Below are 21,641 nucleotides of genomic sequence, written 5' to 3'. Positions count from 1 at the left end.
CATAGCTGTGCCTATGCATTGCCATCACATGATTTACATTATACCTCACATCCATGTGTATGCATAGTGAATTTCTAAATAGTTTTCAAAGGTAAAAAAAACGTTCAAGACTTATGTGAATTGAACGTATCGCTCATTGAATCTTAAGAATTACAGGGATCAGTTGCGGAACAAAGGAGATGAATCGCTGTCTGATGAAAGAAGAAATGCTATTCTTGAGCAGGCAATGCCATGGAAATTTAAGAAGGCCTAAAGTGCTGACTTTAGACCTAATACCTTATTAGTACAATGGTACCTAAAACAAAGTGGTTTTATCAGACCGTATATCTGGGAAACTTACGACGTATCGGCTGAAAGCCTGATGGTGCTGTCGTTCATTTTGATCTCCGTAAAAACGAAAAAAGGACCTCGTTAGAGATCCTTTGAATGTAAGTATTAGTATTGATTGGAATGTTTAATCAAGTTTTTCAATCAGGCACTGGTGTTCCTTCGTTTTAGTGCTGTAATTGATTCCGACAATAATGATATTCCGGTATTGTCCGGTATAGCGTTTGAAATATTCCTGAGTTTTAATCTGGGCAATGGCTTCTTCAGCGGATCCGTCATATTTAAACTCAATCAGAATTAACGGCAGTTTTCCTGTTATGGGTTCGTACACCAGATCAACACGTCCTTTTCCTGCCTGATCTTCACGATGACAGCTGTAATCATCAAGTGTTGACCACAAAAGTCCGGTCATCACGCAGTAAGTAAGAGACTCCTCGTCATTGTAATCAAGAAGAGATACTGCAGATGAATTATGGATCTCCTGAATCACTCCGGCTACCGTGGTTCCGTCAAGTTCCATGATCGCTTTAAGCAGATTATCTGAACGCTTGATGGTTTCCATTCGCTCATACCAGTTCTGCTCTCTGACAATATCCATCAGTACCGCTTTGATTTCGGCATTCGGAACATAAGCAACCTTACGGTATTTATTTTTGGTATCGGAGCAACCGAGGTAACCGAGACAGACAAGAAGACTGAAGACATCATTTTTATCTTTTATTGTTACCATATCATTCTGGAAATTGGCACAGCTGAAAGTAACTTCTTCACCTTCGATTAAATTGATAATATCTTCCTGGATGCCTTTAAAATCAGTATTTATGAGACGCACAAATTCTTCATTGGAGGACGTTCCGCTCCAGTAACTGATACATTCATTCCGGCTGACCGCTTTGCACACGGAATTAGGGTTGTAAATATCAACACCTTTGATTTTATACCCCTCATACCATTCTTTTAAATCCTGATGTGACACTTTACAGTTAGGTGATTTTACAATGTCTGCAACTTCATTCTCGGTAAAACCGAAGTATGGCGCATAATCTCCCGGAGAAAGCATGTTATATTCGTCAAAACCGTTAAGCGCAGACTGAGAGTTGTATTTTTTGATAGGAAGAATACCGGTAAGATATGCAAGCGCAAAGCAGCTAAGACCGTCATCAGATTTAAACAGACCGCGCAGAAATTCTATAAATTTTTCCTGCAGTACCGCTTCATTTCGATACTCTCTGCATATCAAATCCCATTCATCCATAATTAAAATAAATGGCTCACCGGTGTATTTGAATATAACTTCCAATGCCGATGACAACGACTTCTTTCCAATCAACGGATCGTTGCTGATTTGTTCAGCGTATTCTTTATTCTCCTTTAGATCACGAATAACCAAATACTGGAGAAAATCCACCAGATCATCAATATCTTCGATGTAGAGAGATTTGTCGGCTTTATACGAGATAAACTTGTCCTTTATAGAATTCATGTCAATGTAAATAACATTGTATTTATTAAGATGATCTGCAAAACCGGTATTCTCTGAAATTTTCAAACCGTAAAATATCTTTTGTCCGGCATACCCTTTGGAATAATATGCTGAGAGCATATGCGCGGTTACGGTTTTTCCAAATCTGCGGGGACGGGTTACAGCCAAAAGCTTACCATCAGTATTAAGGAGTGCGTTAGTTTTTTCTAAAAAATCCGTTTTATCAACAAACACTCTAGTATCTCTGGCTTTAACCAGTCTGGTAAAGCTGTTATCGTTACCAGGATTCAGAATATTGCCCATAACACTTAACCTCCCCGGACTTCATGACATCTCCATTTTAGCACAGCACAGAATTTTGATCCGTGATATGCAATTGAACTTAAAAGGCGCTGATGTCAAAACCTTTCTTTCTGCCATCTAATTTAACGACTATACACGGATTATTCAACATTTATCTGACGTTTATCCGCAAAGTATTAAACCGATATGCATTTTATGTCATCGGTATTTATCGTCTTCTCATCATTCGCTTAAACTTCTCAATCTCCCCGGCACAATCGCATTCAGTCATACCGCTTTGGTACATTTCATGCGGATATGCCTCATAGTATTCATCCTGAAAAACCACCGACCAGGAGTTGAACTCGGTGGTGGGGTATTCAAGAACTTCCGAGATCGGCCGGTGAAGCTCCCGGGCAAATTCCGGCAAACCAGCAGCCACACGGAACACATACTCACCGGGCTCAATAACACTGTTCCCGGCGGCTAGCACCGGAGCAGCCACAGGTGCCAGCGCGCTGACAGTATTCAGGGCAGCGAGAGCCTTCTCATGCTCCCGGACAAACCTTTGAAGATAGGCGGGGTTCTCCTTTCCTGTGTTTAATATCTGCTCCATACCTCCCCACGAAGTCATCAGGGGATCTGAAGAGAAGCTCATCTAAAGGGACCATTTGATTTCTTGCGGCATAAAGCGCATTCAGAATCCGCCTGCACCGGCTGTACCGCAGACGGCAGCAAGTTCCCTGCTGTGATTCCTTACCAAACGAATGAAATAGCCGGGATCCTCACCCCCTGCCGCAATAATCTCATTAAGGTATACTCTTTTGAGATAAAATAGTATACTGTCTACGATGTAATCAGTTTATTTTTGGAGAAATAAAGATGAATAAAGAACCAGACAATAATACTGGAATTTCAGAAGCATTAGCGTATGAGAAAGAATACATAGCTCTTCTTGACCAAGTCAAAGAAAAAAGCACGTCAGAAAAAATCGACTTCCTTATCCCGCGTATAGAGGAAATAAGAGACAGAACTGATCCATTAATTGCATGCGATGATTATGATGCCACAGTTGTATCAGGATTAACTCCTTTAACTGAGGAAAATAAGCTTATAAGCTATACAATGCATGCTTATATCATTGTATATAGATACGAGCATAATATCAGTATACTCAAAGATCTTCATCTTGAAATTTCAGGAGAACCTTTAAGAGAGTTTATGCGGGATCAAAGAAGTAAAAACCGTGAGCTTGAAAATTCAGAATCTGATTTCTTAAAAAATAATGAACCTGAGAAGTATAAATTAATGCAGGAATATAAGGTTAAGAGAGAACAGGATCGTTTGTTATTTATGCAAAAAAAACTAAATGAACTTCATAACAAAATGGCAGCTAAATAATTTGATAATAATTTGATTAAATTATGAGTAATGCAAAACTGCCATTACATCTAGCCAAATATGAAAAACAGCTAAGAGACAAGTTAAGAAAATAGTTGAAGGCTGAAAATGAAAATCAGAATATGATTATTCAGTCTCATTCAATTGATTCCCAAAAAAAGGACGTAGCAGATAATGTCTAACAAAGGAAATGTACGGATATATATCAGAGTTTCTGCTGAAGAACAGACTGTCGAACGTCAGGAGCACTTGATTGAGGATGCTAAAGCTCAGGGTTTTTATATTGCTGGCGTTTATCGAGAAAAAGCTTCTGGATCTGCAGAAGACCGACCGGAACTGCAGAAGCTCATAAGTGAGCTACAGCCCGGTGATTTTGTTGTCGCAGAAAAAATGGACCGCATAAGCAGGCTGCCAGTTCAGGATGCAGAACGGCTGATAGAACAGATTAGAGCCAAAGGTGCCAGATTACTCGTTCCTGGGATTGTTGATTTCTCAGATATCATTGACAGATCTGAAGACGGAATGTCAAATATTGTTTTAGAAGCAACGCAGGAGCTCCTTCTTAAGATAGCATTACAGCTGTCACGTGATGACTACGAGTTTCGGAAAAAGCGGCAGCGTGAAGGCATTGAGATTGCCCGGCAAAAGGGAAAGTACCTGGGCAGAAAACCTAATAAGGAGCTTCATAAGAGGATTATTGAATGTCATATTTTAAGCAATCCTCCGTTATCAATTTCAAAAACGGCAGAACTGCTAAATACTACTGTCAGTATGGTCACCAGAGTCTGTGGCTACTACAAAAAGGATAATAATTATCTTAAGTTGCTGGATAAATAAACTAATGATCATTAGTTGTGATAATTAGAGGTGAGGCTATGGGCGGAATTTTTTTAAATCCTGAAGGAAACAATGCTTTCACAGAAATCGTAAATAACCGTATCAGCAAAGTTTTTGTAGATAAAACAGGATTTATCGGAGAGACTATAGACAGACTTGATTCAGATCTAAAGCTGATAGCTTTTACCAGACCTCGCAGATTTGGAAAAACTATAATGGCCAGAATACTGGCTTCATATTATTCAAAAAGTGTCAGAACAACCCGGCCATTTTCCAGTTCCGTCCCTGCCGCCATTATACTCCGGCCTCCGGAAAAGTTCCTGCCCAAATACTGCCCGGCAGCATTTGCCATAACCGCGGTTTTCCGGGAAAATTCAAACAGAGACGCTAAAAGATTTCAGGGTCCGGTGCGGCCAGTGCCGGAGCCGGCTCCCTAACCGGAACAGACTCCCCCCGGAATCTTTTCTTATCGCTTATCATCCACCCGCCCAGAAGATTCCGGCAGTCGGTAATGAGACCGGAGATCTGCTCGCACTGCTTTACGAGAAGGCACTTCTGCTCCATGGCCATTACCGCCAGATACCCGATGATGACAGGCTCCGTCATGGCCTTTCTCTGACAGAAAACTCTTTCGGCATAAAGAGCCGGCTGCTTTCGGTCCAGCGGGGTTTCGTTGGCCCGGATAAGATATTCCAGCACGTTGAGGCTGGAGTTCTGGAGTCTCCCGGTGAAGGTAAAACGAAACTGTTTAGGGGATTTCTGCGTTACCGTGAAGATATAGGAGCAGAGCTCATGCACTCAGGTAATTACGGTAGCTCCGGCTACTGCTTTTTCCGGTACATGTTCTGCTCCTCCGGTTAGGAAATTAAGAGTCAGGCATTACAAAAGCGAACCTGGGTATTACACCGCCAGTCTCTCAAAAATAACGTGCCGCCCGCAGGGGCGCGGACTAGCCGCGCCAGCTACAGCGGCTCCGTCGCGGAGGCTGATTGCCAGATTAGAAGATTACAGATTCCAGATTAGCCGTAAAGCGGGCCGCACAGCGCAGCAATCATTGTTGACGAAGTTACCAAACGGTTGAAGCGCACCGACCGAATAAACGACCGAAGCGAAGTTCTTAAAGTTGCCCGGCGACCGCAACCACCAAAAACAGCAGCCGTTACTATCATTTACCCATGCACCTTGATTACGGGCATATGTCGTTGGCCGGCACTGTCTTTCACTGTCATTCTTAAAATACTGTTCCGCCTCCGCAAGGCTGAAGCAGAAAACCCGGTCCCGGGTATTATTTCCGCCGCGGGTACCGTATTCCCGGTTATCGTCATTAACCACCTCTGAGAGCTTAATCCTCTCCCGCTCCTCCTCCGAGAAGGCCTCCTTCAGAAAATCATTGTTAAGCCACTTCCGGAGATCGCAGTCTTCCCAGGTAATATCCGTTCTCTGATGATAATACTTTTTACAGTCAAGTCCGTAACGGCTCACTAGAAGCACTTCCTGGTCATTCACCTCCAGAACCAGCCATTCAATGGGCTCTTTTGTATTACCGTTGTTCTGGGGATAGCTCCCGAACCTTATATAACTGCCCTTCTTTACACTCTCAGGGTTAAAAAGCACCGGAAGATACCTAATACCATTAACCATAATGGCTTCCCCCTTTTCTCCGGAGTGTTCCAGAGTCTGGAGTGCTTTCACCACCGGAGCTAGCGCTTCAGTGCTCTTAATAGCCTCGAGTACCGCTTTATGCTCCCGGACAAAATCAGCCCCCAGGAGCGGCTTTTCAGTGTTTTCTCCCGCAAGCTCCCGGGCAAATTCTGTCAAACCTGCGGCATCACGGAACACATACTCATCAAGCTCAATCACACTGTTTCCGGCGGCGAGCACCGGGGCAACCACTGGTGCCAGCACACTGACATTATTCAGGGCAGTAAGGGCCTTCTCATGGTCCCGGACAAATCTCCGTAGAGAGGCGGGGTTCTCTTTTCCGGTATTTAAAATTTGCTCCATAAAGCTCCGGAACTCCTCAGTAGTCCCAAAAACCTGCTCATCTAGTACCACTATCCGGTTTCTTACGGCATAAAGCGCGTTCATAATCTGCCTGCACCGGCTGTCCTTACGCAGATCAGAGAGTTCCCGGCTGTGATTCTTAACATAACGAATGAGATAGCCGGGATCCTCCCGCCCTAACGCCATAACCTCATTAAGGTATGCCTCAAAGGCAGGCACGGTGGTAAAGATCCGGCTTCCCAGAACTATGAGGCTTTCGGCAGCGTCTGTAAGGGGCTTAAGAACAGCTCCGTGTTCCGGGCTTTTAAGGAGGCCGTCGATAGTGCTCCGGTGCCTTTTTACAAACTCTAGAAGATAGCCGGGGTTGGTACTCCCGCGGTTAAGAGTCTCGGTTACAAAGGCTTTAAAGGCCGGGAGATCCGGAAAGAGTTCCTCGTCAAAGACGATCACGGCATCATTTGCAGCATAGAGGTCTGCTACGCTTTTCCTGATACCCGGAAAGGCCTTTGCCGCACTGTCAAGGGAGTCACGGTGAGCCGTTACAAAGCCCTGGAGATAATGAGAATCCTTTCTTCCCCGCTCCAGAACTCCGGTAATAAAATCCCGGAAGGCCTGTTCTCCGGTAAAGAGGTACTCCCCGATCTGAATAAAGCCCGCGACAGTCTTTTGCAGGGTACCGAGAGAGTCCGTACCCCAGACCTTTTCTGAAACCTGCTTTAGGGGAGTCTTATAGCGGTTCAGGAGACTCCGGATCTCGTAGGGCTTTTCCTCATGAACGAGCTTTTGGATGTAACTCTGGAAGCCCTGACCGTTCTTGAAGCAGTACTCGTTATCGCCGAATACCGCCCATTTGGCGTCATTGCGCGCCTGGGCCAGGGACTCCCGGGATTCCGGATCCGGAAGCCGCCCTTCCAGAAAATCCAGGTCCGCCCTGGCAGTCTCCATAAGCTTCATGTAGGCACTGCGGTCTTTACTGACCAGAGCCGCCATTTCTTTCCGGAATGCCTCCGGGCTCTCATAGATTTTGCCCCCAATGGGAATTCTCCGGTCACTGCTCAGGGAGTACCCCAGAATGAGAGCAAGCTCCGTATCGGATTCGGCATGATCATCATTTTTCCAGAGGGCAGCTGCTTTTGAGAAGAGATCCTTTACCGTGTTATTCTTAAGGACAGAGGCGGCATAGTCCTCCGGAATTCCGGAGATCACAAAATCCTTTACCGCGCTGGTCAGGGGATAGCTCCGCCCCCGGAGGCCATGGTTCTGGAGAGCCTCCCGGGTTCCCGCATCAATAAAGACCCGCCCCAGATCCTGAACAGAATCAAGAATCCGGCCGTTAAAGCAGATCTCCCGCACCTCCGGATTAAGACTGTAAATGAGAGCGTAAAGAATTCTGGTACTGGCCAGCTGATTGCCCAAATCATTCCCGGCCAGCCTTTTCTCGGCATTTTCGCAGAGAGCGCCCTTTTTCTCGCTGAAGGCATAGTAGTGATGGGAAAGAAAACCCCGCCCGAGATCCTTAAGACCTTTCTCCGGCTGCTCCAGCATGGCTCTTAATAAAGCCGGCTCCGCAGTGTAGGTTCTGCCGTCAAAGCGGTAAGCCTGAAACGGAGCTCCGGATGCTGCTGAAGTCGCGGCAGAAGGTGCTCCTGGCCTCCCGGCGGAAGAACCGAAGCCGGAGGGGCTTTCCCCCGGCACCGGCAGTTCTTCCCCGCCAAGCCATCTCCGCACCTCGTCATAGCCCCATCTTCTGTTGGGGTTATCCTTCTCATCACGGTGGGAGATATCCTTGTAGGTAAGCCCCAGAACCAGCCTTTTAAGGTCTTCCGGGAAGCTTTCGGGGAACTCGATTCTGCTCACGGCGGCCAGTCTGGCCGCCTCTTCCGGCGCAATTCCGGGATTCTGAAAGGGGGTAAAGCCGGTAAAGAGTTCAAAGACGGTGATACCGAGAGCGTAGTAGTCGGTTTCCTTATGGAATATCCCCTGCATGGCCTCGGGGGCGGCATAGAAGGGAGTCATGCCGGTCTCCGTAACCACAAAGGTATTCTTCCCGGCGTCAGAACTGATCCCGAAGTCGATAAGAACAATATGCTCTCCGGTATCGTCCGGAATAAGATTAGCCGGCTTAAGATCCTTGTGGAGAATGCCGGCATCATGGACGGCGCGGAGGCCCTCAATGACAGACGGGATTACCAGGGCTTTCAGCTCCTCTGCCGTAATGGTGGTTCCGGAGGCCAGCACTTCTGACAGAGCCGGCATTTCATAATAGGGGCGTACTGCATACTGATGCCCCGCATAGGTGCCGAACCCCGCCAGAGGAGCAACACAGGGGCTTCTCAGGCCGCTGAGCTTTTCCAGCACCTCCTGCTTTACCGCATTCTCCCGCCGGTAGTACTTCAGAACGAACCTTTTTCCGGCATGACTTCCGGTACCGGAGCAGAGGTAGATATCCGCCTCGCCGGAAGGAAGATTCATCCTCCTGTCTATATGGAAGTCTCCCAGCGTTTTTCCGGTAATGTCCGGGATACTGCCTGACTTGTTAAGAACGGTGTTTTTAAGCCTGGAAAGAAATGATGAACTGATTTTGGTGGCGGACATAGAGCTTCCCCGGAAAATATTATTTCCATAAGTAAACAAAAACCGCCGCGCTCTGTCAAAACCCCCGCTCCAAAAGCAGTATCCCGCTAACAAAATCCCGGCAGCCAGGTAAAGTCACTGCCGGACTGGTCTATATGGAACGGATTATTAAGTCTGGAAAGGAAAGAAGAAAGAGGCAACAAAAAAAATAAATAAATAAAATAAAGACGGGGAAAACAGCGCTTTGAGCCGGTGCCACTGTAAAACGGGGCAGCGGGACAGCTTTCCGGAACCCCCGCAGGCGATCTTTACGGAGTCCGGCTTAGCATTTCCTGTAAAGTCTCCGGAGCTGTCATACAAAGCCCTGAGGTTCCGGAAGTCCCTGTCCGCTGTATTCCCTCACGGAGCGTCGGGAGAAATGCCCTGGCTCTTCAGAATATGACGGTACCTGACAATATGCTCGATCATGGCTCCGTAGGCACTGAAGAATCTGATAATCGCCAGGAACGCTATCAGAGCAAAGCCCCCGGAAAGAAGCCCGAAAAAAAGGCGCATGCCGATTTCTCCGAAATTCATAATAAGACTGGGCTCTCCCCCTTCTCCCGCGTTAATAGTCACCGCCACCACCAGCCCGATCATGACCGGGAAGCTGATGAGGATAATGATGGCCAGCGCCCAGAGCCAGTTTATGAGAGTCCTGACGCCCGTAACCTTTTCCTGATAATATCCGGAGTCTGCTTTCCGGAAGGCAGCGGCCGTCATGTCTATAAGGGGCTTTGACTGATACATAATATAAAAGAGGGAGTCCGGCAAAAACATTCACCAGCGGCACAAACTGGAGACCAATACCCCAGAGTATCCTCCGGCGCTGTTCCCGCAAAGGAGTCTCGATAGCGTAAAAAGCCTGCAGAAGCTCCCGGGTATGCCGGATTTCCTCGGGAGAAAGCTCCGGACGAACCTCATTCTGAGAACCGCTACGCGGAGCCCCGCACCGGGAACAGAAATTCTCCCGGGGCCCCAGAGAATTACCGCACTTTTCACAGAATCTCGCTCTAATGGTCTTACATCTCGGACAGACCTCATACCCGTTCGGGATCTCGCTTCCGCACTGCGTGCATTTCATAGCAGGCACTCCTGTTCTTCAAAACTGCCTTAAAACCATCAATCCGGTTTCCGTCCGGATCCGGTCTCGAGGATGACCGGCCGGTACTGCCGTCCGGGGAAACTGAGCTCCCGTATAGCCGGATCCGGTTCTCCGTCAGAATCATGATAGCAGAATTTTTCAGGAAAAATAAAAAAGAAGAGCCGAAGTCTTCTCATAATAAGACTTCGGCACCATACGAACAATTCAGGACGATCTCCGGAGTCGTCCGCCCCGGCTCGCTGACAGGCTGCTATACCCGAATCAGGTTTTCGGCAATAGCCTTCTTTTCACCGGGAGCTTCTTCTTTGTTAACGGAATCCGACTGTTTCTGCTGAACATTCTGCTCGTTCCGGACATCCTCTCTGTGCCGGTTCTGCACGGCCTCGTTCATAAGCCGCTCCTGCTCCTGACGGCGTTCCGCCATTTTCTTCAGGAATTTGCTCGTGGATTCGCTGGGATTCTCCTTCACTTCGGTAGCACGGATAATCTCATTGAGGTTTTCCATCATTTCGCATTTGGTATGGAAATCAATGAATTTGGCATCCGCAATAACGGTTCTCAGGTTTTCCATATGCGAGGCAATCTCTTCCGGGGTGGCCTTGTCAAAATCAAGTGCCTTCTCGTTTTCTTCAATAGCCTGCTTTTCAATACGGGCCCGGACATAGTCGCCCTTCTGGCTCAGAGAATCCAGACCTTCTGCCAGGCGTTTTGCATCAATACCGTTATTGTCATAGGTACGGACCAGCTCCTCGCGGGCCTTCTTAACCTGGGTGTCCACAGAATCGTAATCCCGGCATTCATCAATATGATCAAGCATTGCGGGCAAAGGATCATTGACATATTCCCCCACATTGCAGAGGGAATCCAGTTCCTGCTCTGTAAGCACTGCCGCACCCTCGGAAAGAGCGGCCAGCCGCTGAGTTACAGTTTCCATTTTGGCCTTTACCTCATCAGAGGGATTGGGGATCTGCGCGTAATTGGAATAGATATCTCTGAGAAGCTCCCGGGTTTCCTGGAGAGCCCTTGCGGCCTCCGGATTCTGAACGCCGCCCTTAGGCGCGTCAGGAACTTTGGGAGCAGCCTCCGGTCCCTCAATAGCATTTGTATCCAAAGGTCTGTTCTGAAGCTGTGTAACGTTCGCGGTCATGGTATACCTCCCTGGTATCTGTGTCTGTCTGCCGGATTCGTACAGATAACGGCCACTACCGGATATGGTTACAGATTATTACCCGGAAAACTGCTACCGGGATCTTAAAAACCAAAAGAGTGCCGCCATGGCCAGAACTCCCGCGATAACCAGGAGGATTCTGAAGACAAGCATTCTCCGGGCCCGGGCTTCCGCACGGAGGCGCCGTTCCCGCACGGTTCTTATCAGAAGCTCGGCGGCAGCGGTGGGGGTAGCTACGGAAAAATCCGCCGCCTCATCGGCAAGGGAGCGGTTAATCTCGTGCCCGATAGCCGCAATGACCGGGATCCCCGAGGAAAACACGGCCTCGGTTACCTCCTCGCTGCTGAATACCGCCAGAGATTCGCTGCTGCCGCCGCCCCGGGCCAGGATGACCGCATCGCACACACCCTCCCGGCTGATATATTCCAGACTCCGGGCGATGGAGGCTGCGGCGCCGCGCCCCTGCACCCGGGTGGGATAAAGCCGGAGAGCAAAGGGGATGCCGCTGTTTCTGACAGTAACCTCAATATCATGAATAACGGCTCCGTCCCGGGCGGTGGCCACGCCAATGGTTTTCAGCTGTTCCGGGAGCGGTCTCTTTGAAGCCGGATCAAAATACCCCTTTTCGCGCAGCTTCTCCCGGAGCGCCTGGAACCGGAGATGCCGCTCGCCGGGGCCTTCGGGCTTAAGATCCGTGATTTCCAGCTGGAGAGAACCCGCAGGAGTGTAAAAGGAAACCCGGCCGGTAGCCCGGACCATGATGCCGGAGGTGATAGCGCCGGAATCCGTCTCGGGGGAGCTTTCAGGAGAGGTGGCTCCATCATCCCCCGCCCCTGCGTCAGCCTCCGGAACCGGCTCAGGGTGCGCCCGGGAGTTTCCGGGGAATCCCGCGTCCGGGAACCGGGATTTCGGCGGCTCCAGAGCGGCAAACACCCGCCGGGGAACCACGCAGGAAATCATCCCGCTGTCGTCGGACAGGGTCAGATACCAGATACCGGGCTTCTTTTTTATGCTGGTGATTTCACCGTAGACGGTACGCTCCCCCAGAGACCGGGAAAGAAGGTCATTGATTTCCGCGCCGAGTTCCGAAACTGCCGGAAACTCCGGTGCATCGGGAGCAGCTGCGCCAGCGCCGCCCCCGAAAAGTCTCCTTAGACAATCGCAAATACCCACATATCCCCCGGCTTCCCGTTACTGCCCGGATATTGTACCCGGACCGGGCGGAAATGCCACCGGAATCCGGAAAAACAGTCAGGAGAAAGGGCCGGGAACCGCAGCTAGAGTTACTTAGTCCGGCGGTTCATGCGGTAAACAGGATCATCCGGGTCTGTAGGATACTTGCACCAGGGACAGACATCAATATTGCGCAGCTTAAGATGCAGTAAACTGTTGCAGTGGGGACAGCGCACTGTTTTTATCATCCAGATCAGGGAATAGATCAGAAAGACCATGGAAACCAGAAATAGCAGCACAAATTTCCAGTTATAGGGATCCGCCTCGGAACGGAATGACGATCCGAAAGCCAGAATACCAAACCCGGTAAAAAGAATCACATAGCCGGCCATCCGGTTCAGTCTGGGGTCGCGAAATTTTTTCATAAAGCCTCCGCAGCTTTTCTTCCTCCGGTATTTTTACTCCCGGGGCTTCCGCTGCTCAAGAATGTTCCGCCGAATCTGCATCCGAATACAGATTTTCATCCCGAATTTTTTTGCGAAACGGGAAGGACGGTTGCATCATCCCCGAAAACCGGTAAAATCCTGCCTGGCGGATCCTGCTCTTCCAGGCCGGAGTACCGCCGGAACGCACATAATTTACCATGGAAATAAAGATTTCCTGCAGGACAGCACAAGGACATTATTATGAAAACCATCCGGGTTGCGGCCGCCATCATTGTCCAGGACGGCAGAATATTCGCCACACAGCGCGGCTACGGCGCATTCCGGGACTTCTGGGAATTCCCCGGCGGCAAAATCGAAGCCGGGGAAAGCCCCCGGGACACCATCAGAAGGGAAATCCGGGAGGAGCTGGCCGCAGAGGTTACCCCGGTAAGACATTTTGCCACCGTGGAGTATGACTATCCGGATTTTCATCTGAGCATGGAATGCTATATTTCAAGACTGGACAGCGGAAAACTCACCCTGCTGGAGCACGAGGCCGCAAAATGGCTTTCTCAGGACGAGCTTGGAACAGTGAACTGGCTTCCGGCAGATCTGTCGCTTATACAGGATCTGAAAACCGCCCCTCTGGACATCTAGCGCCAGACGGAAAAAACTCTCCGGAGGATTTCCCGATCTGTAGACCGGTTCCTTTCCGCCCTTCGTAAAAACAAAAAAAGCCCTGGTTTCGCAGGGCAAGTCAAAAGACACGCCCTCATTATAATGTAAAAGCACCGATTTTGAAAGAGGGGGAGCCGGGGAGATGGACAGGAGAGATAGCAGGGAATGGATTCCGGAGGGAATACCCGGGGTGTCATATGAACTTCCCGGCTACCGAAACGGGCCGGAAAAAGTCCTTGTCGCGGTCTCTGTTTTTTAAACAAAAGCCCCCGGGAAAAGCGGCAGATTTGCGTCTGCCCTATTTCCAGGGAAGTCCCCGCCGCTCTTTTTTATTTTCCGGGGCCGGAGGGCTCCTCCGCTTTCCTGGGAACCTCCGGGGCTTCTTCCGGACTATCCGGAGCGGAGGCGGCTTCATTTACAGCTCTGGCAGAAACCCGGGCCTCCTCCTCCAGCTTACGGAGCTCTCCTGACAGTCTGGCAATCACCCCCTCCCGGTTTCGCCACCATTCCGGAGTCCAGAACCGGAGAATCTTCCAGCCCAGCCCCCTGAGAACACCGGGCTGCCCCGAAAAGCGGTCCTGCGCGCAGGGAGTGTTCCGGAACACGATGCCGTCTGCCATGATCCCCGCCAGGTAGCGATCGGGATTACCGGGATCCCGCACCGCCAGATCCACCCGGAATGAGGAAGTGCCCACTCCGCTTCTGCTGTCAAAGCCGGCCTTCCGAAGCTCCTCCGCCAGCTGCTCCACCAGGTAGTCCTTTTCCCGGCGGGAGGTTTCCAGCTGTCTGGCAATGGAGGCAGCGCCGTTTCTGGCATACTTCAGGAATTCAAAGAGCCCCGTAACGCCGCGGGAGGTGGAGGCGGTGATCCTGGCGTCCTCAGGCTCCAGGGAGGTGAATACCACCATTTCCTTTCTGGCCCGGGTGACCGCCACATTCAGCCGGCGTTCGCCGCCGTCGCGGTTCAGGGGGCCAAAATTCATGGAAACCTTTCCTTCCCGGTCCTTGCCGAACCCTACTGAAAACACGATGACATCTCTTTCGTCGCCCTGCACGTTCTCCAGGTTCTTGATAAAAAGAGGTTCCCGGGAATTCAGAGCCAGAGTCTCCAGATCCGGATTCTCCCTGAACATGACCGCCAGATCCTCCTCAATCTGGGCCTGCTGCTTCGTATTGAAGGTCACAATGCCCACAGAGGTCTCCCGGTTTCCGGGGTTCTTCAGGAAATCCCGGATGTAGGCGGCCACGGCCCGGCTTTCCTCGGGATTGGTGGATTTGCCTCCGCGGTCGTATACACCATTAACATAATGGTAGTGCACCCGGGAGTTCATGTCATCCGGAGACGGGAATGTATAAAGCCTGCTGTCGTAATACATCGTATTGCTGAAGGAAATCAGGCTCTCATGCCGGGAACGGTAGTGCCAGCTCAGAGTCCGCACCGGCATTCCCAGCGTCATGCAGTCATCCAGCACGCTCTCCAGATCGGCAATTTCTGATTCCTCAGACTGCCGGGCATCAAAAAAATCCGTAGGAGGCATCTGCTTCGGATCCCCTACCACAATAACCTGCCGGCCTCTTCCGATCGCTCCCACGGCCTCGGAGGTGGGAAGCTGGGAAGCCTCGTCAAAGATGATGAGATCAAAGCTGTACCGGTCAGGAGCCAGATACTGGGCCACCGAAATCGGGCTCATCAGCATGCACGGGGCCACCAGGGGCATGAGGTGCGGGATTCTGTTGAAGATCTGCCTGATGGAAGAACCGCGGCCGCGACTCTTCTTGATCTTCTCGAAGAAGGTAATTTCATCCCGGAGTGTCTCGTCCGCGTCGCTCTTAATGCGGTTTCTCGCAGCTGTCAGCCGTTCCACCAGAAGCTGTCCGGAAAGCTTCCTGAAGGCGGCGGCATCCTCATTGAACTTCGCAATGCGATCCTCAAAGATATCCGGATTAAACCCGGAAAGCGCCTCACTGGAGGCAAACTGCCATTCCACCAGCGATCTCGCAAAAAGCGCCATGGCATACCCCTCGCCGCCGGATACGGGAGCCCGATCCCGGAGGAGAGCATCGGCAAGCTCCAGAAAGCCCGCAGACCGGAGCCGCCCCAGTCTTCTGTTAATCTCCAGCCATTCCGCAAAATCCCCCGCCCGGGAAACCCAGCCGAGAGCCCGGGTGGCAAGCTTCCGTGCCCCTCCCGGGAGGAGCTCCCGGTTAATCCTGTAAAATTCCGCAAGCTTCCCGAGGTTTTCAGAAAAACCGGCCACGGGACCGGCAAAGGCGGCCAGCTTCTGAAGCCGTTCCCGGAAATCGGGCATGGCGGCATTCCCGGTCAGTGCCTCTCTTACGGACCGCTGTTCCGCAGTCTCAAGACCGCTGCCCAGAACCGCTGTAAGCGCCTTCAGGGTATCCAGAAGCCCCCGGGCCCGCTCGGGGTCCTTCTCCGTCAGGGAAGCAAAATCACTGTTTACGCGGGAGAGCTTTCCGGTCAGATCCCCTAAAGAATCTCTGAGCTCCTGAAGCCTGAGAGCGCTCTCCACGATTTCCTGATAGTTGTCGCTGGTTACCTTCACTTCAACACCAAGAGCCCGCTGCAGTCTTCCCACGGATTTCCCGTGAGCCAGAATTCTCATAATAAAGAACCGCTCGCTGTCCAGCTTCCATATCTTAAGCTCCTCCCGGAGGTTCAGGCTGAATACATCCGCGGCATTAGGACCAAGCTTTGCCAGCCCTTCCCGCACCTGAAGCGCCGTGCTGACGGCCTCCTCCGCCTGCCTGATAAACTCCTCGGGACTGGCCAGCGACAGAAGAGCAAAGTCCATATCCTCCCGGGAAAGTGCCTCGGAGATTCCGGAAAGCACCGCCGTAATCCGTTCCAGGGTCAGGGATTCCTCGGGATATCCCAGCACCGCGGCAAGACTGGCGGAGCATTCCTGGAGAGCCGCAGCATTTCCGGAAAAAGCTGCCGCATCCACCCCGGAAGCGCCCTCGGGAGCTTTCAGAAGCGTACTTTCAAAAAAGGTGTAGTCCGAAAGCTTTCTGCCCCGGGTCAGGATCCGGAGTTCCCGCATGGCCTGATCCGCCTCGGAAATCATAGCGGCATCAATGTCCGGAAGATTATCCGGAGTCAGAGTCACCTCGGGCTCCAGACCGGTTCTGACAAGCTGGCACACCGCTCCGTAAACGCTCATTCCGGCGGCCACGGGAGTATGGAGAGCCTTAACCAGGGCATTAAGATCGTTCCTTTCGGCATTAATGCGGTTCTTAACGATGTCGTATTCCGTGCCGGGACTGCTTTCAGAAGCCGGCACCTCAATATTAACCCGCTCCAGGAACCGGGACTTGGTGAGGCTGTTGGAATGGAGCTCCAGACAGAACGGCGCGAGTCCCAGCCGGTCCAGTCTTTCCTGCACCACCTCCAGGGCCGCCATCTTGGCAGCTACGAACAGCACCTTCCGGCCGCGGTCCAGAGCGGCGGCGATGATATTGGTAATGGTCTGGGACTTTCCGGTGCCGGGCGGCCCCTGAAGCACAAAGCTCTTTCCGGATTCGGCGGCCATAACGGCATCCAGCTGGCTGGAATCCGCCTGAATGGGCTGGCAGATCTGGCCGAAGGAAAGCCTTTCGTCAATAGTTTCGGGAACCTCATTATCACTGAAGGCGGCCACGGCGCCGAACTTTCCGGACGCCAGAGCGTCGTACACCGGACTGGTGCTCCTGAGATGGGCACTGTTATTGCTGAGATCCTGCCACATTACGAATTTGCGGAAGGAGAAGTTCCCGAGGCAGACGGTTTTAAGAATCCGCCACCCCGGAGGCAGCACCTCCAGAACGGCATCCTTGATAACATCCACCGCCACGCCGTACTCATCATCGGGAAGATTGGACAGAAAACCCCGGAGATCGATGCCGTAGCACTGTCTCATAAGCTCGATCAGGGAATAGTTAAGAATAAGCTCCTCGTCCCGTACCTTAATGGCATAGTTATCGCTCCGGGGTTCCTTCTTAATTTCCACCGGAAGGAGCATGAGCGGGGCCTCGTGAGTCTTTCTGGCCGGAGTTTCGTCGATCCAGAGCACGCTGAACAGCGACAGAAAGAGGGAGTTGGCGCCGTTCTCGTCATAGGAGGCCCGGGCTTCCTGAGCCAGCTTCCGGAGTACCTGCTCCAGAGATTTCCGGGTTTCGTTCCTGACAAACAGAACACCGTTATCAGAAAGGGCATTCCGGACCAGAGTATCCAGACTGGCCGTAAGCTCCAGGGTTTCGGGATTCATGCCGTTCCGGAAAATCTCGCCGGCTTCATCGGCGGAGGCCCGGAGCTTAAAAAACTTCTGATCATGCTTCCGGAACTCGTCCTCGAGAGCGTTGGGATCCGCAAAATAGATTCGCGCCACCGCCCCGGTGGAGGTTTTCATATTAAGAAGCCGGTTCCGGGTAGTGAGATCCAGCAGCTTGTTCTCCCAGAGCATCTCCCGCGTGATCTCGCCTTCCCCCTTAAAGCCGGTCATCCGGCGCTTTATGACCACGCTGCCGGATTCGGCGGAAAGATCCTTCACAAAGCGGGGATCCTCGGTGAGCACCAGACTGCCGGCGCTGTCCCGGTTCAGAAGCGGCAGCGGTCTTATCAGGCGATCCCGGCAGACCTGAATGCTGACACAGGCCTCGAATTTCTTCCCGGCAAAGCGGATTCCGGCCTCGGACACCGCCGCATTGAAGGGAGCATCAGAGGAGAATTTGGTGGTCTCCACCATCAGAATATCCTGAACCTCGTTTGCCCGGAACACCTCCTCCCGATCCGTGGTTACGGGAGTATGGAATACCGGCTGCGCTGCCAGCTCCGCACCGGCAAAGGCATGGCTATCCACCAGAAACAGGAGCGCCCGGAGTCCGGCAGCCTCCAGGAGCGTGGCATAGAGACAGGCGGTATCGAGACAGGTGCCGGTCCGCTCGTTAATGATTTCGTTAAAGGTGCGGATCCGCTGACCGATAAACGAGGCCGGAGGGATCCGGTAGGAAAGTCCCAGCTCCCGGGCCGCGACATAGAGAGCCTCAGCCTCCAGGGCCACATACTGGGGATCCTCTGTCTGATAGCCGTCAAAGCAGCAGGAGGCGGCGGAATCCCTGTAGCGGGAATTTCTGGCGGCAATCTCCCTGAGAATAGTCTCCGCCCTCCCGATAATTGCCGGCACTCCCGGAAAATTCGGGGTTACAAAGGAGGAAAGCAGCTCCTGCTGTCCGAGCCACTGATTATAGGGAGTGATCTCCAAAGGCCGGCTTTCCTGCGCAATCACCGCGCCGGCGCTGTCAAGAAGAGCCACCTCCACCGCGGTTTTTACAGTCTCCGTGAGCTCGGCAAACATGGCGGCCTTAAGAACAATGCGATCCAGGTAGCCGGACACCGAGATCCAGCTGCCATGCTGCAGGGTATCAGCCTTCAGCTCCAGTGGCTCGAACACCCCGTATTCGCAGGACACCCGGATAGTGATGTCATCAAAGTCCTGCTCCGGACTGAAAAACCTGATATCGGATATCAGAGGATAGCTGGCCTGATAAAGAGACAGATTCAGAAAGGTACTCATGGTCACCTGAATAGTGACTTTCCGGCTCTCCTGCACTCCGGAACCGGAGGGAGCATCTTCCCTGGATGCCTGCGCCTCCGGAGTATTCCCGGCAGATCTGATACTGTCTTCGGTGTGTGGTAAATTCTCGTCCATTTTCCTGTTTCTCCCGGACTCTGCTCCTGCCCCGGGGCAGGACTGAAAACGTGCGACGCGGCGTGTCCGACCGCCCCCGTCATTTCTGAGAGCTCTGTCCGCCGCTTCCAAAAGCAATCTTCTTGTATTCTCCGGATTCCGGAACCATTCGCGGTCAATTCTGAGAAACTGCCAGCCCTCAGATTCCAGAAACTCCTGTCTGGCTGCGTCCCTGTCCCGGTCCTCGGGCTTTGAATGATACGCGTGCCCGTCGTATTCTACCGCCAGAACATAGTGTCCCGTGGCCGGATTTTTTACCGCAATATCGATGCGGTATCTCCGGGACGCGTCCCATACCTGGGCATCGGCACAGTAGCCCTGCTGTCTCAGGAAATGAAGCACCTCAAACTCGGGCTCCGATTCCGGACGATCGCCTCTGCCCGGAAACCCCTGGGGGATCAGAGGCACGGAACTGGCAGCCGCCCCGCTGGCATTTTCCGCTGCTGTCACTTCAGAATAGCTCATCTTAAAAACAAAACGGCCCGAAAAGCCGTTATCCGGGGAATATTCCGGCGTGAAGAACCGGCATTTTCAGAAAAAAGACCTGCTTGCCATTCTCCGGCGCCCCTGCCGGGATACCCGTATCTCACGGCATTGCGGCATCACTATATCACACCGGACCGTGTTATGGCATGACCAGATGGAAGATATGACAGTCATCTCAGAGTTTTAAGGCTGCCTATCACCGCCTCAAAATGGAAATATCTCAACATTCCGGTATGCGCCGAAATTGTCAGGCTTTAACTGTCTCCAGATATTCATTACTGCAGACAGCATGGTTCTGCCTTCTCAGCGCCATGAAAAATATCCTGCCATGTAAAAAAGTTTCGTATTAGGTCTTAAACCGTCTTTTTAAGGCTTCAGGGATTCTTGACAAAAGTGCTGGTGAATCCGTACCATATCGCACACGAAAATCGGAATGTGCTGAAGGATTTTGCAATGGAAGCGAAGATCACAAATAACAATCTTCCTGCTAATCAGCACGATACTGCTCCTTCCAAACTGGACAACCTTTACTCGTTAATCGAAAAACTTACATCAACCATTCAAGAACAGACCTCAACCATTCAAGAGCAGACCTCAACCATTCAAGAGCAGACCTCAACCATTCAGAAGCAGACTTCAACCATTCAGAAGCAGACTGAAGCCTTTCAAAATCAAGCCAAAAAAGTTGAAGAACAGGAGAATAGGATCAGCGAGCTCCTGGATTTACTCAAAAAAGCAGATTCCGAGCTTTCAGACAGCAAAAAACTCGTTAAGACCCTGAAAACACTCCTGTCTTCCAAAGAGGTTGATCTTGACGCATTAAGAAGACTCCTGTTTCAAGGCGGCAGGGAACAGAAGAAGGATAAGAAAGAAGCCGCATCCCAGAATGCTGAAGAAAAGCAAACACAGCATCACGTAAACAGCCCGCACAGAAACAGACAGAGCAATTCAGCAAAGGCCGACTGCTGCAATGGCGAGAAAGAAAGGTTCTTTGATTTCAACGGCAACACCCTTGAGGCATCAGCCAGGGATGACGCCTCAAAAGAAATCGCTCAGACCATTGAAAAAGACGGATTTACACTTTCCATAGCGACACCAGAATCAAAAATTACCCGCAGTGCACACACTCGGAACCGGCAAACACCATGGCGTAGGCTTTAACCTCTCTGTCCCGGAATTCCAGGGCCGACTTGTATCTCTGAACCTGATCCGTAGCGTCCTTTATGAGAGTCTTAATCTTTGCTTCAGTGGCGTCGGTTTTGGTGGTGTACTTAAGCTCAAAGAGATAGGTGCATTCGTTATCCTGACCTACATTCACGGTAACCACCAGATCAGCAAATTTCTCTCCGTCTCCGACTACCCGAAGTGATTTCTGCATTTCTGAAAACACCGCGTCCATGGAATCCAGCTTGGTGAAGAGTGTCAGATTAAGAGCCATTTCACTCATGTGCGTCAGTACCTGATTGGTGAAAATACTGCTCAGAAATGCGGTGCAGGATTCTGCAAATGAGCTGATGTCATCCTGAACATTCTGGAGTGCCGCTATATCCAGTACGGAATCTGAAAAAACTTTGCTGGGTTTTAATTTCAAATCTGCAGTACACTGGGCAAACAGCTTTGACATGAAAAGATTCGGAATCCTAAGGGCCAGTCTGCCTATTCGGGAAAGTGCTTTATCAATGGTGAGATACCCCAGGTAGTAGAGCATGGACAGAAGCTGAATACGATCATATCTGGCTGTTTTATTCAGGTTGATGTTTTCCGCCAGATTCTTAATGAAAAATCTGCTGTCACTCAGATAGGTATTGATAATCGCATCTGCCAGCCCCGGTTCGGCAATTTCAAAAAGCTGCCTAAGTTTGGAGCCGTCATGATCTGATGCCGGATCCAGATAATCTTCCGGAGGGAGAAACTC

General features: G+C 51.2%; 16 protein-coding genes. 5 read left to right on the top strand and 11 right to left on the bottom strand.

Features of this window, described 5'->3' with window-relative positions; all coding sequences use genetic code 11:
* Window positions 1–454: 454 nt before the first annotated feature.
* Both F557_RS0109265 and F557_RS23265 read right to left on the bottom strand, forming a co-directional pair.
* On the bottom strand, window positions 455–2,113 hold the full coding sequence (locus tag F557_RS0109265; protein ID WP_019001950.1) for an AAA family ATPase: 1,659 nt from the start codon (window positions 2,111–2,113) through the stop codon (window positions 455–457).
* 208 nt (window positions 2,114–2,321) lie between these two features.
* Complete coding sequence (locus F557_RS23265; RefSeq protein WP_019001949.1) at window positions 2,322–2,750, bottom strand: hypothetical protein; 429 nt, start codon at window positions 2,748–2,750, stop codon at window positions 2,322–2,324.
* A 224-nt stretch (window positions 2,751–2,974) separates the two neighbouring features.
* On the opposite strand from F557_RS23265, the gene F557_RS0109250 reads away from it, so the two are divergent.
* The 3 genes from F557_RS0109250 (at window position 2,975) to F557_RS23650 (ending at window position 4,767) form a co-directional block, all read left to right on the top strand.
* Window positions 2,975–3,493, top strand: a complete 519-nt coding sequence (locus tag F557_RS0109250; RefSeq protein ID WP_019001947.1) for a hypothetical protein — start codon at window positions 2,975–2,977, stop codon at window positions 3,491–3,493.
* 174 nt (window positions 3,494–3,667) lie between these two features.
* Window positions 3,668–4,330 carry a recombinase family protein gene (locus F557_RS0109245; RefSeq protein ID WP_019001946.1) on the top strand — a complete coding sequence of 221 codons (663 nt, stop codon included), beginning with the start codon at window positions 3,668–3,670 and terminating at the stop codon, window positions 4,328–4,330.
* A gap of 38 nt (window positions 4,331–4,368) precedes the next feature.
* Complete coding sequence (locus tag F557_RS23650) at window positions 4,369–4,767, top strand: AAA family ATPase (RefSeq protein WP_019001945.1); 399 nt, start codon at window positions 4,369–4,371, stop codon at window positions 4,765–4,767.
* On the opposite strand, the gene F557_RS0109235 is transcribed toward F557_RS23650, so the two are convergent.
* The 7 genes from F557_RS0109235 to F557_RS0109195 all read right to left on the bottom strand — a co-directional run bounded on the left by F557_RS0109235 (window position 4,718) and on the right by F557_RS0109195 (window position 12,818).
* Window positions 4,718–5,128: a four helix bundle protein gene (locus tag F557_RS0109235; RefSeq protein WP_019001944.1), complete on the bottom strand. Its 411-nt coding sequence runs from the start codon at window positions 5,126–5,128 to the stop codon at window positions 4,718–4,720. The genes F557_RS23650 and F557_RS0109235 overlap by 50 nt on opposite strands.
* A 207-nt stretch (window positions 5,129–5,335) precedes the next feature.
* Window positions 5,336–8,929: a protein kinase domain-containing protein gene (locus F557_RS21215; RefSeq protein ID WP_019001943.1), complete on the bottom strand. Its 3,594-nt coding sequence runs from the start codon at window positions 8,927–8,929 to the stop codon at window positions 5,336–5,338.
* A gap of 378 nt (window positions 8,930–9,307) precedes the next feature.
* A complete protein-coding gene (locus tag F557_RS0109220) occupies window positions 9,308–9,526 on the bottom strand; it encodes a hypothetical protein (RefSeq protein ID WP_157617803.1) in 219 nt (72 codons plus the stop codon).
* Complete coding sequence (locus F557_RS0109215) at window positions 9,516–10,031, bottom strand: zinc ribbon domain-containing protein (RefSeq protein WP_019001940.1); 516 nt, start codon at window positions 10,029–10,031, stop codon at window positions 9,516–9,518. Before F557_RS0109215 ends, F557_RS0109220 begins: the two co-directional genes overlap by 11 nt.
* Window positions 10,032–10,302: 271 nt before the next feature.
* The gene (locus tag F557_RS0109205) at window positions 10,303–11,199 is read right to left on the bottom strand and encodes a hypothetical protein (protein WP_019001938.1); all 897 of its coding nucleotides are present in this window, start codon (window positions 11,197–11,199) and stop codon (window positions 10,303–10,305) included.
* Window positions 11,200–11,292: 93 nt separating this feature from the next.
* Window positions 11,293–12,393, bottom strand: a complete 1,101-nt coding sequence (xseA, locus tag F557_RS21210; protein ID WP_019001937.1) for an exodeoxyribonuclease VII large subunit — start codon at window positions 12,391–12,393, stop codon at window positions 11,293–11,295.
* Window positions 12,394–12,503: 110 nt separating this feature from the next.
* Window positions 12,504–12,818: a DUF2614 family zinc ribbon-containing protein gene (locus F557_RS0109195; protein WP_019001936.1), complete on the bottom strand. Its 315-nt coding sequence runs from the start codon at window positions 12,816–12,818 to the stop codon at window positions 12,504–12,506.
* Between the two features lie 261 nt (window positions 12,819–13,079).
* On the opposite strand from F557_RS0109195, the gene F557_RS0109185 reads away from it, so the two are divergent.
* The gene (locus F557_RS0109185; RefSeq protein ID WP_019001934.1) at window positions 13,080–13,475 is read left to right on the top strand and encodes a (deoxy)nucleoside triphosphate pyrophosphohydrolase; all 396 of its coding nucleotides are present in this window, start codon (window positions 13,080–13,082) and stop codon (window positions 13,473–13,475) included.
* A gap of 350 nt (window positions 13,476–13,825) precedes the next feature.
* On the opposite strand, the gene F557_RS0109175 is transcribed toward F557_RS0109185, so the two are convergent.
* Complete coding sequence (locus tag F557_RS0109175) at window positions 13,826–19,690, bottom strand: DUF4011 domain-containing protein (protein ID WP_169335183.1); 5,865 nt, start codon at window positions 19,688–19,690, stop codon at window positions 13,826–13,828.
* A gap of 489 nt (window positions 19,691–20,179) precedes the next feature.
* On the opposite strand from F557_RS0109175, the gene F557_RS22970 reads away from it, so the two are divergent.
* Window positions 20,180–20,887, top strand: coding sequence for a hypothetical protein (locus tag F557_RS22970; protein ID WP_211209524.1), 708 nt, complete (start codon window positions 20,180–20,182; stop codon window positions 20,885–20,887).
* Here the strand turns inward: F557_RS22970 and F557_RS23260 are convergent.
* Window positions 20,835–21,641: PD-(D/E)XK nuclease domain-containing protein (locus tag F557_RS23260; RefSeq protein WP_019001929.1), on the bottom strand; the 807-nt coding region annotated here is incomplete at its 5' end. The two genes, F557_RS22970 and F557_RS23260, sit on opposite strands and share 53 nt — an antisense overlap.

The organism is Succinimonas amylolytica DSM 2873 (assembly GCF_000378405.1).
Taxonomy (GTDB): domain Bacteria; phylum Pseudomonadota; class Gammaproteobacteria; order Enterobacterales; family Succinivibrionaceae; genus Succinimonas; species Succinimonas amylolytica.
The sequence above is the reverse complement of the archived record's forward strand: the minus strand, read 5'-3'. Positions and strand labels throughout refer to the sequence as shown.

Bases quoted from the DNA above. Each gene is read 5' to 3' on its own strand.
- F557_RS0109185 (WP_019001934.1), top strand. From the start codon at position 13,080: ATGAAAACCATCCGGGTTGCGGCCGCCATCATTGTCCAGGACGGCAGA.
- F557_RS22970 (WP_211209524.1), top strand. From the start codon at position 20,180: ATGGAAGCGAAGATCACAAATAACAATCTTCCTGCTAATCAGCACGAT.
- F557_RS0109215 (WP_019001940.1), bottom strand. From the start codon at position 10,031: ATGAAATGCACGCAGTGCGGAAGCGAGATCCCGAACGGGTATGAGGTC.
- F557_RS23265 (WP_019001949.1), bottom strand. From the start codon at position 2,750: ATGAGCTTCTCTTCAGATCCCCTGATGACTTCGTGGGGAGGTATGGAG.
- F557_RS0109250 (WP_019001947.1), top strand. From the start codon at position 2,975: ATGAATAAAGAACCAGACAATAATACTGGAATTTCAGAAGCATTAGCG.
- F557_RS0109245 (WP_019001946.1), top strand. From the start codon at position 3,668: ATGTCTAACAAAGGAAATGTACGGATATATATCAGAGTTTCTGCTGAA.
- F557_RS0109195 (WP_019001936.1), bottom strand. From the start codon at position 12,818: ATGAAAAAATTTCGCGACCCCAGACTGAACCGGATGGCCGGCTATGTG.
- F557_RS23650 (WP_019001945.1), top strand. From the start codon at position 4,369: ATGGGCGGAATTTTTTTAAATCCTGAAGGAAACAATGCTTTCACAGAA.
- F557_RS21215 (WP_019001943.1), bottom strand. From the start codon at position 8,929: ATGTCCGCCACCAAAATCAGTTCATCATTTCTTTCCAGGCTTAAAAAC.
- F557_RS0109265 (WP_019001950.1), bottom strand. From the start codon at position 2,113: ATGGGCAATATTCTGAATCCTGGTAACGATAACAGCTTTACCAGACTG.
- F557_RS0109205 (WP_019001938.1), bottom strand. From the start codon at position 11,199: ATGACCGCGAACGTTACACAGCTTCAGAACAGACCTTTGGATACAAAT.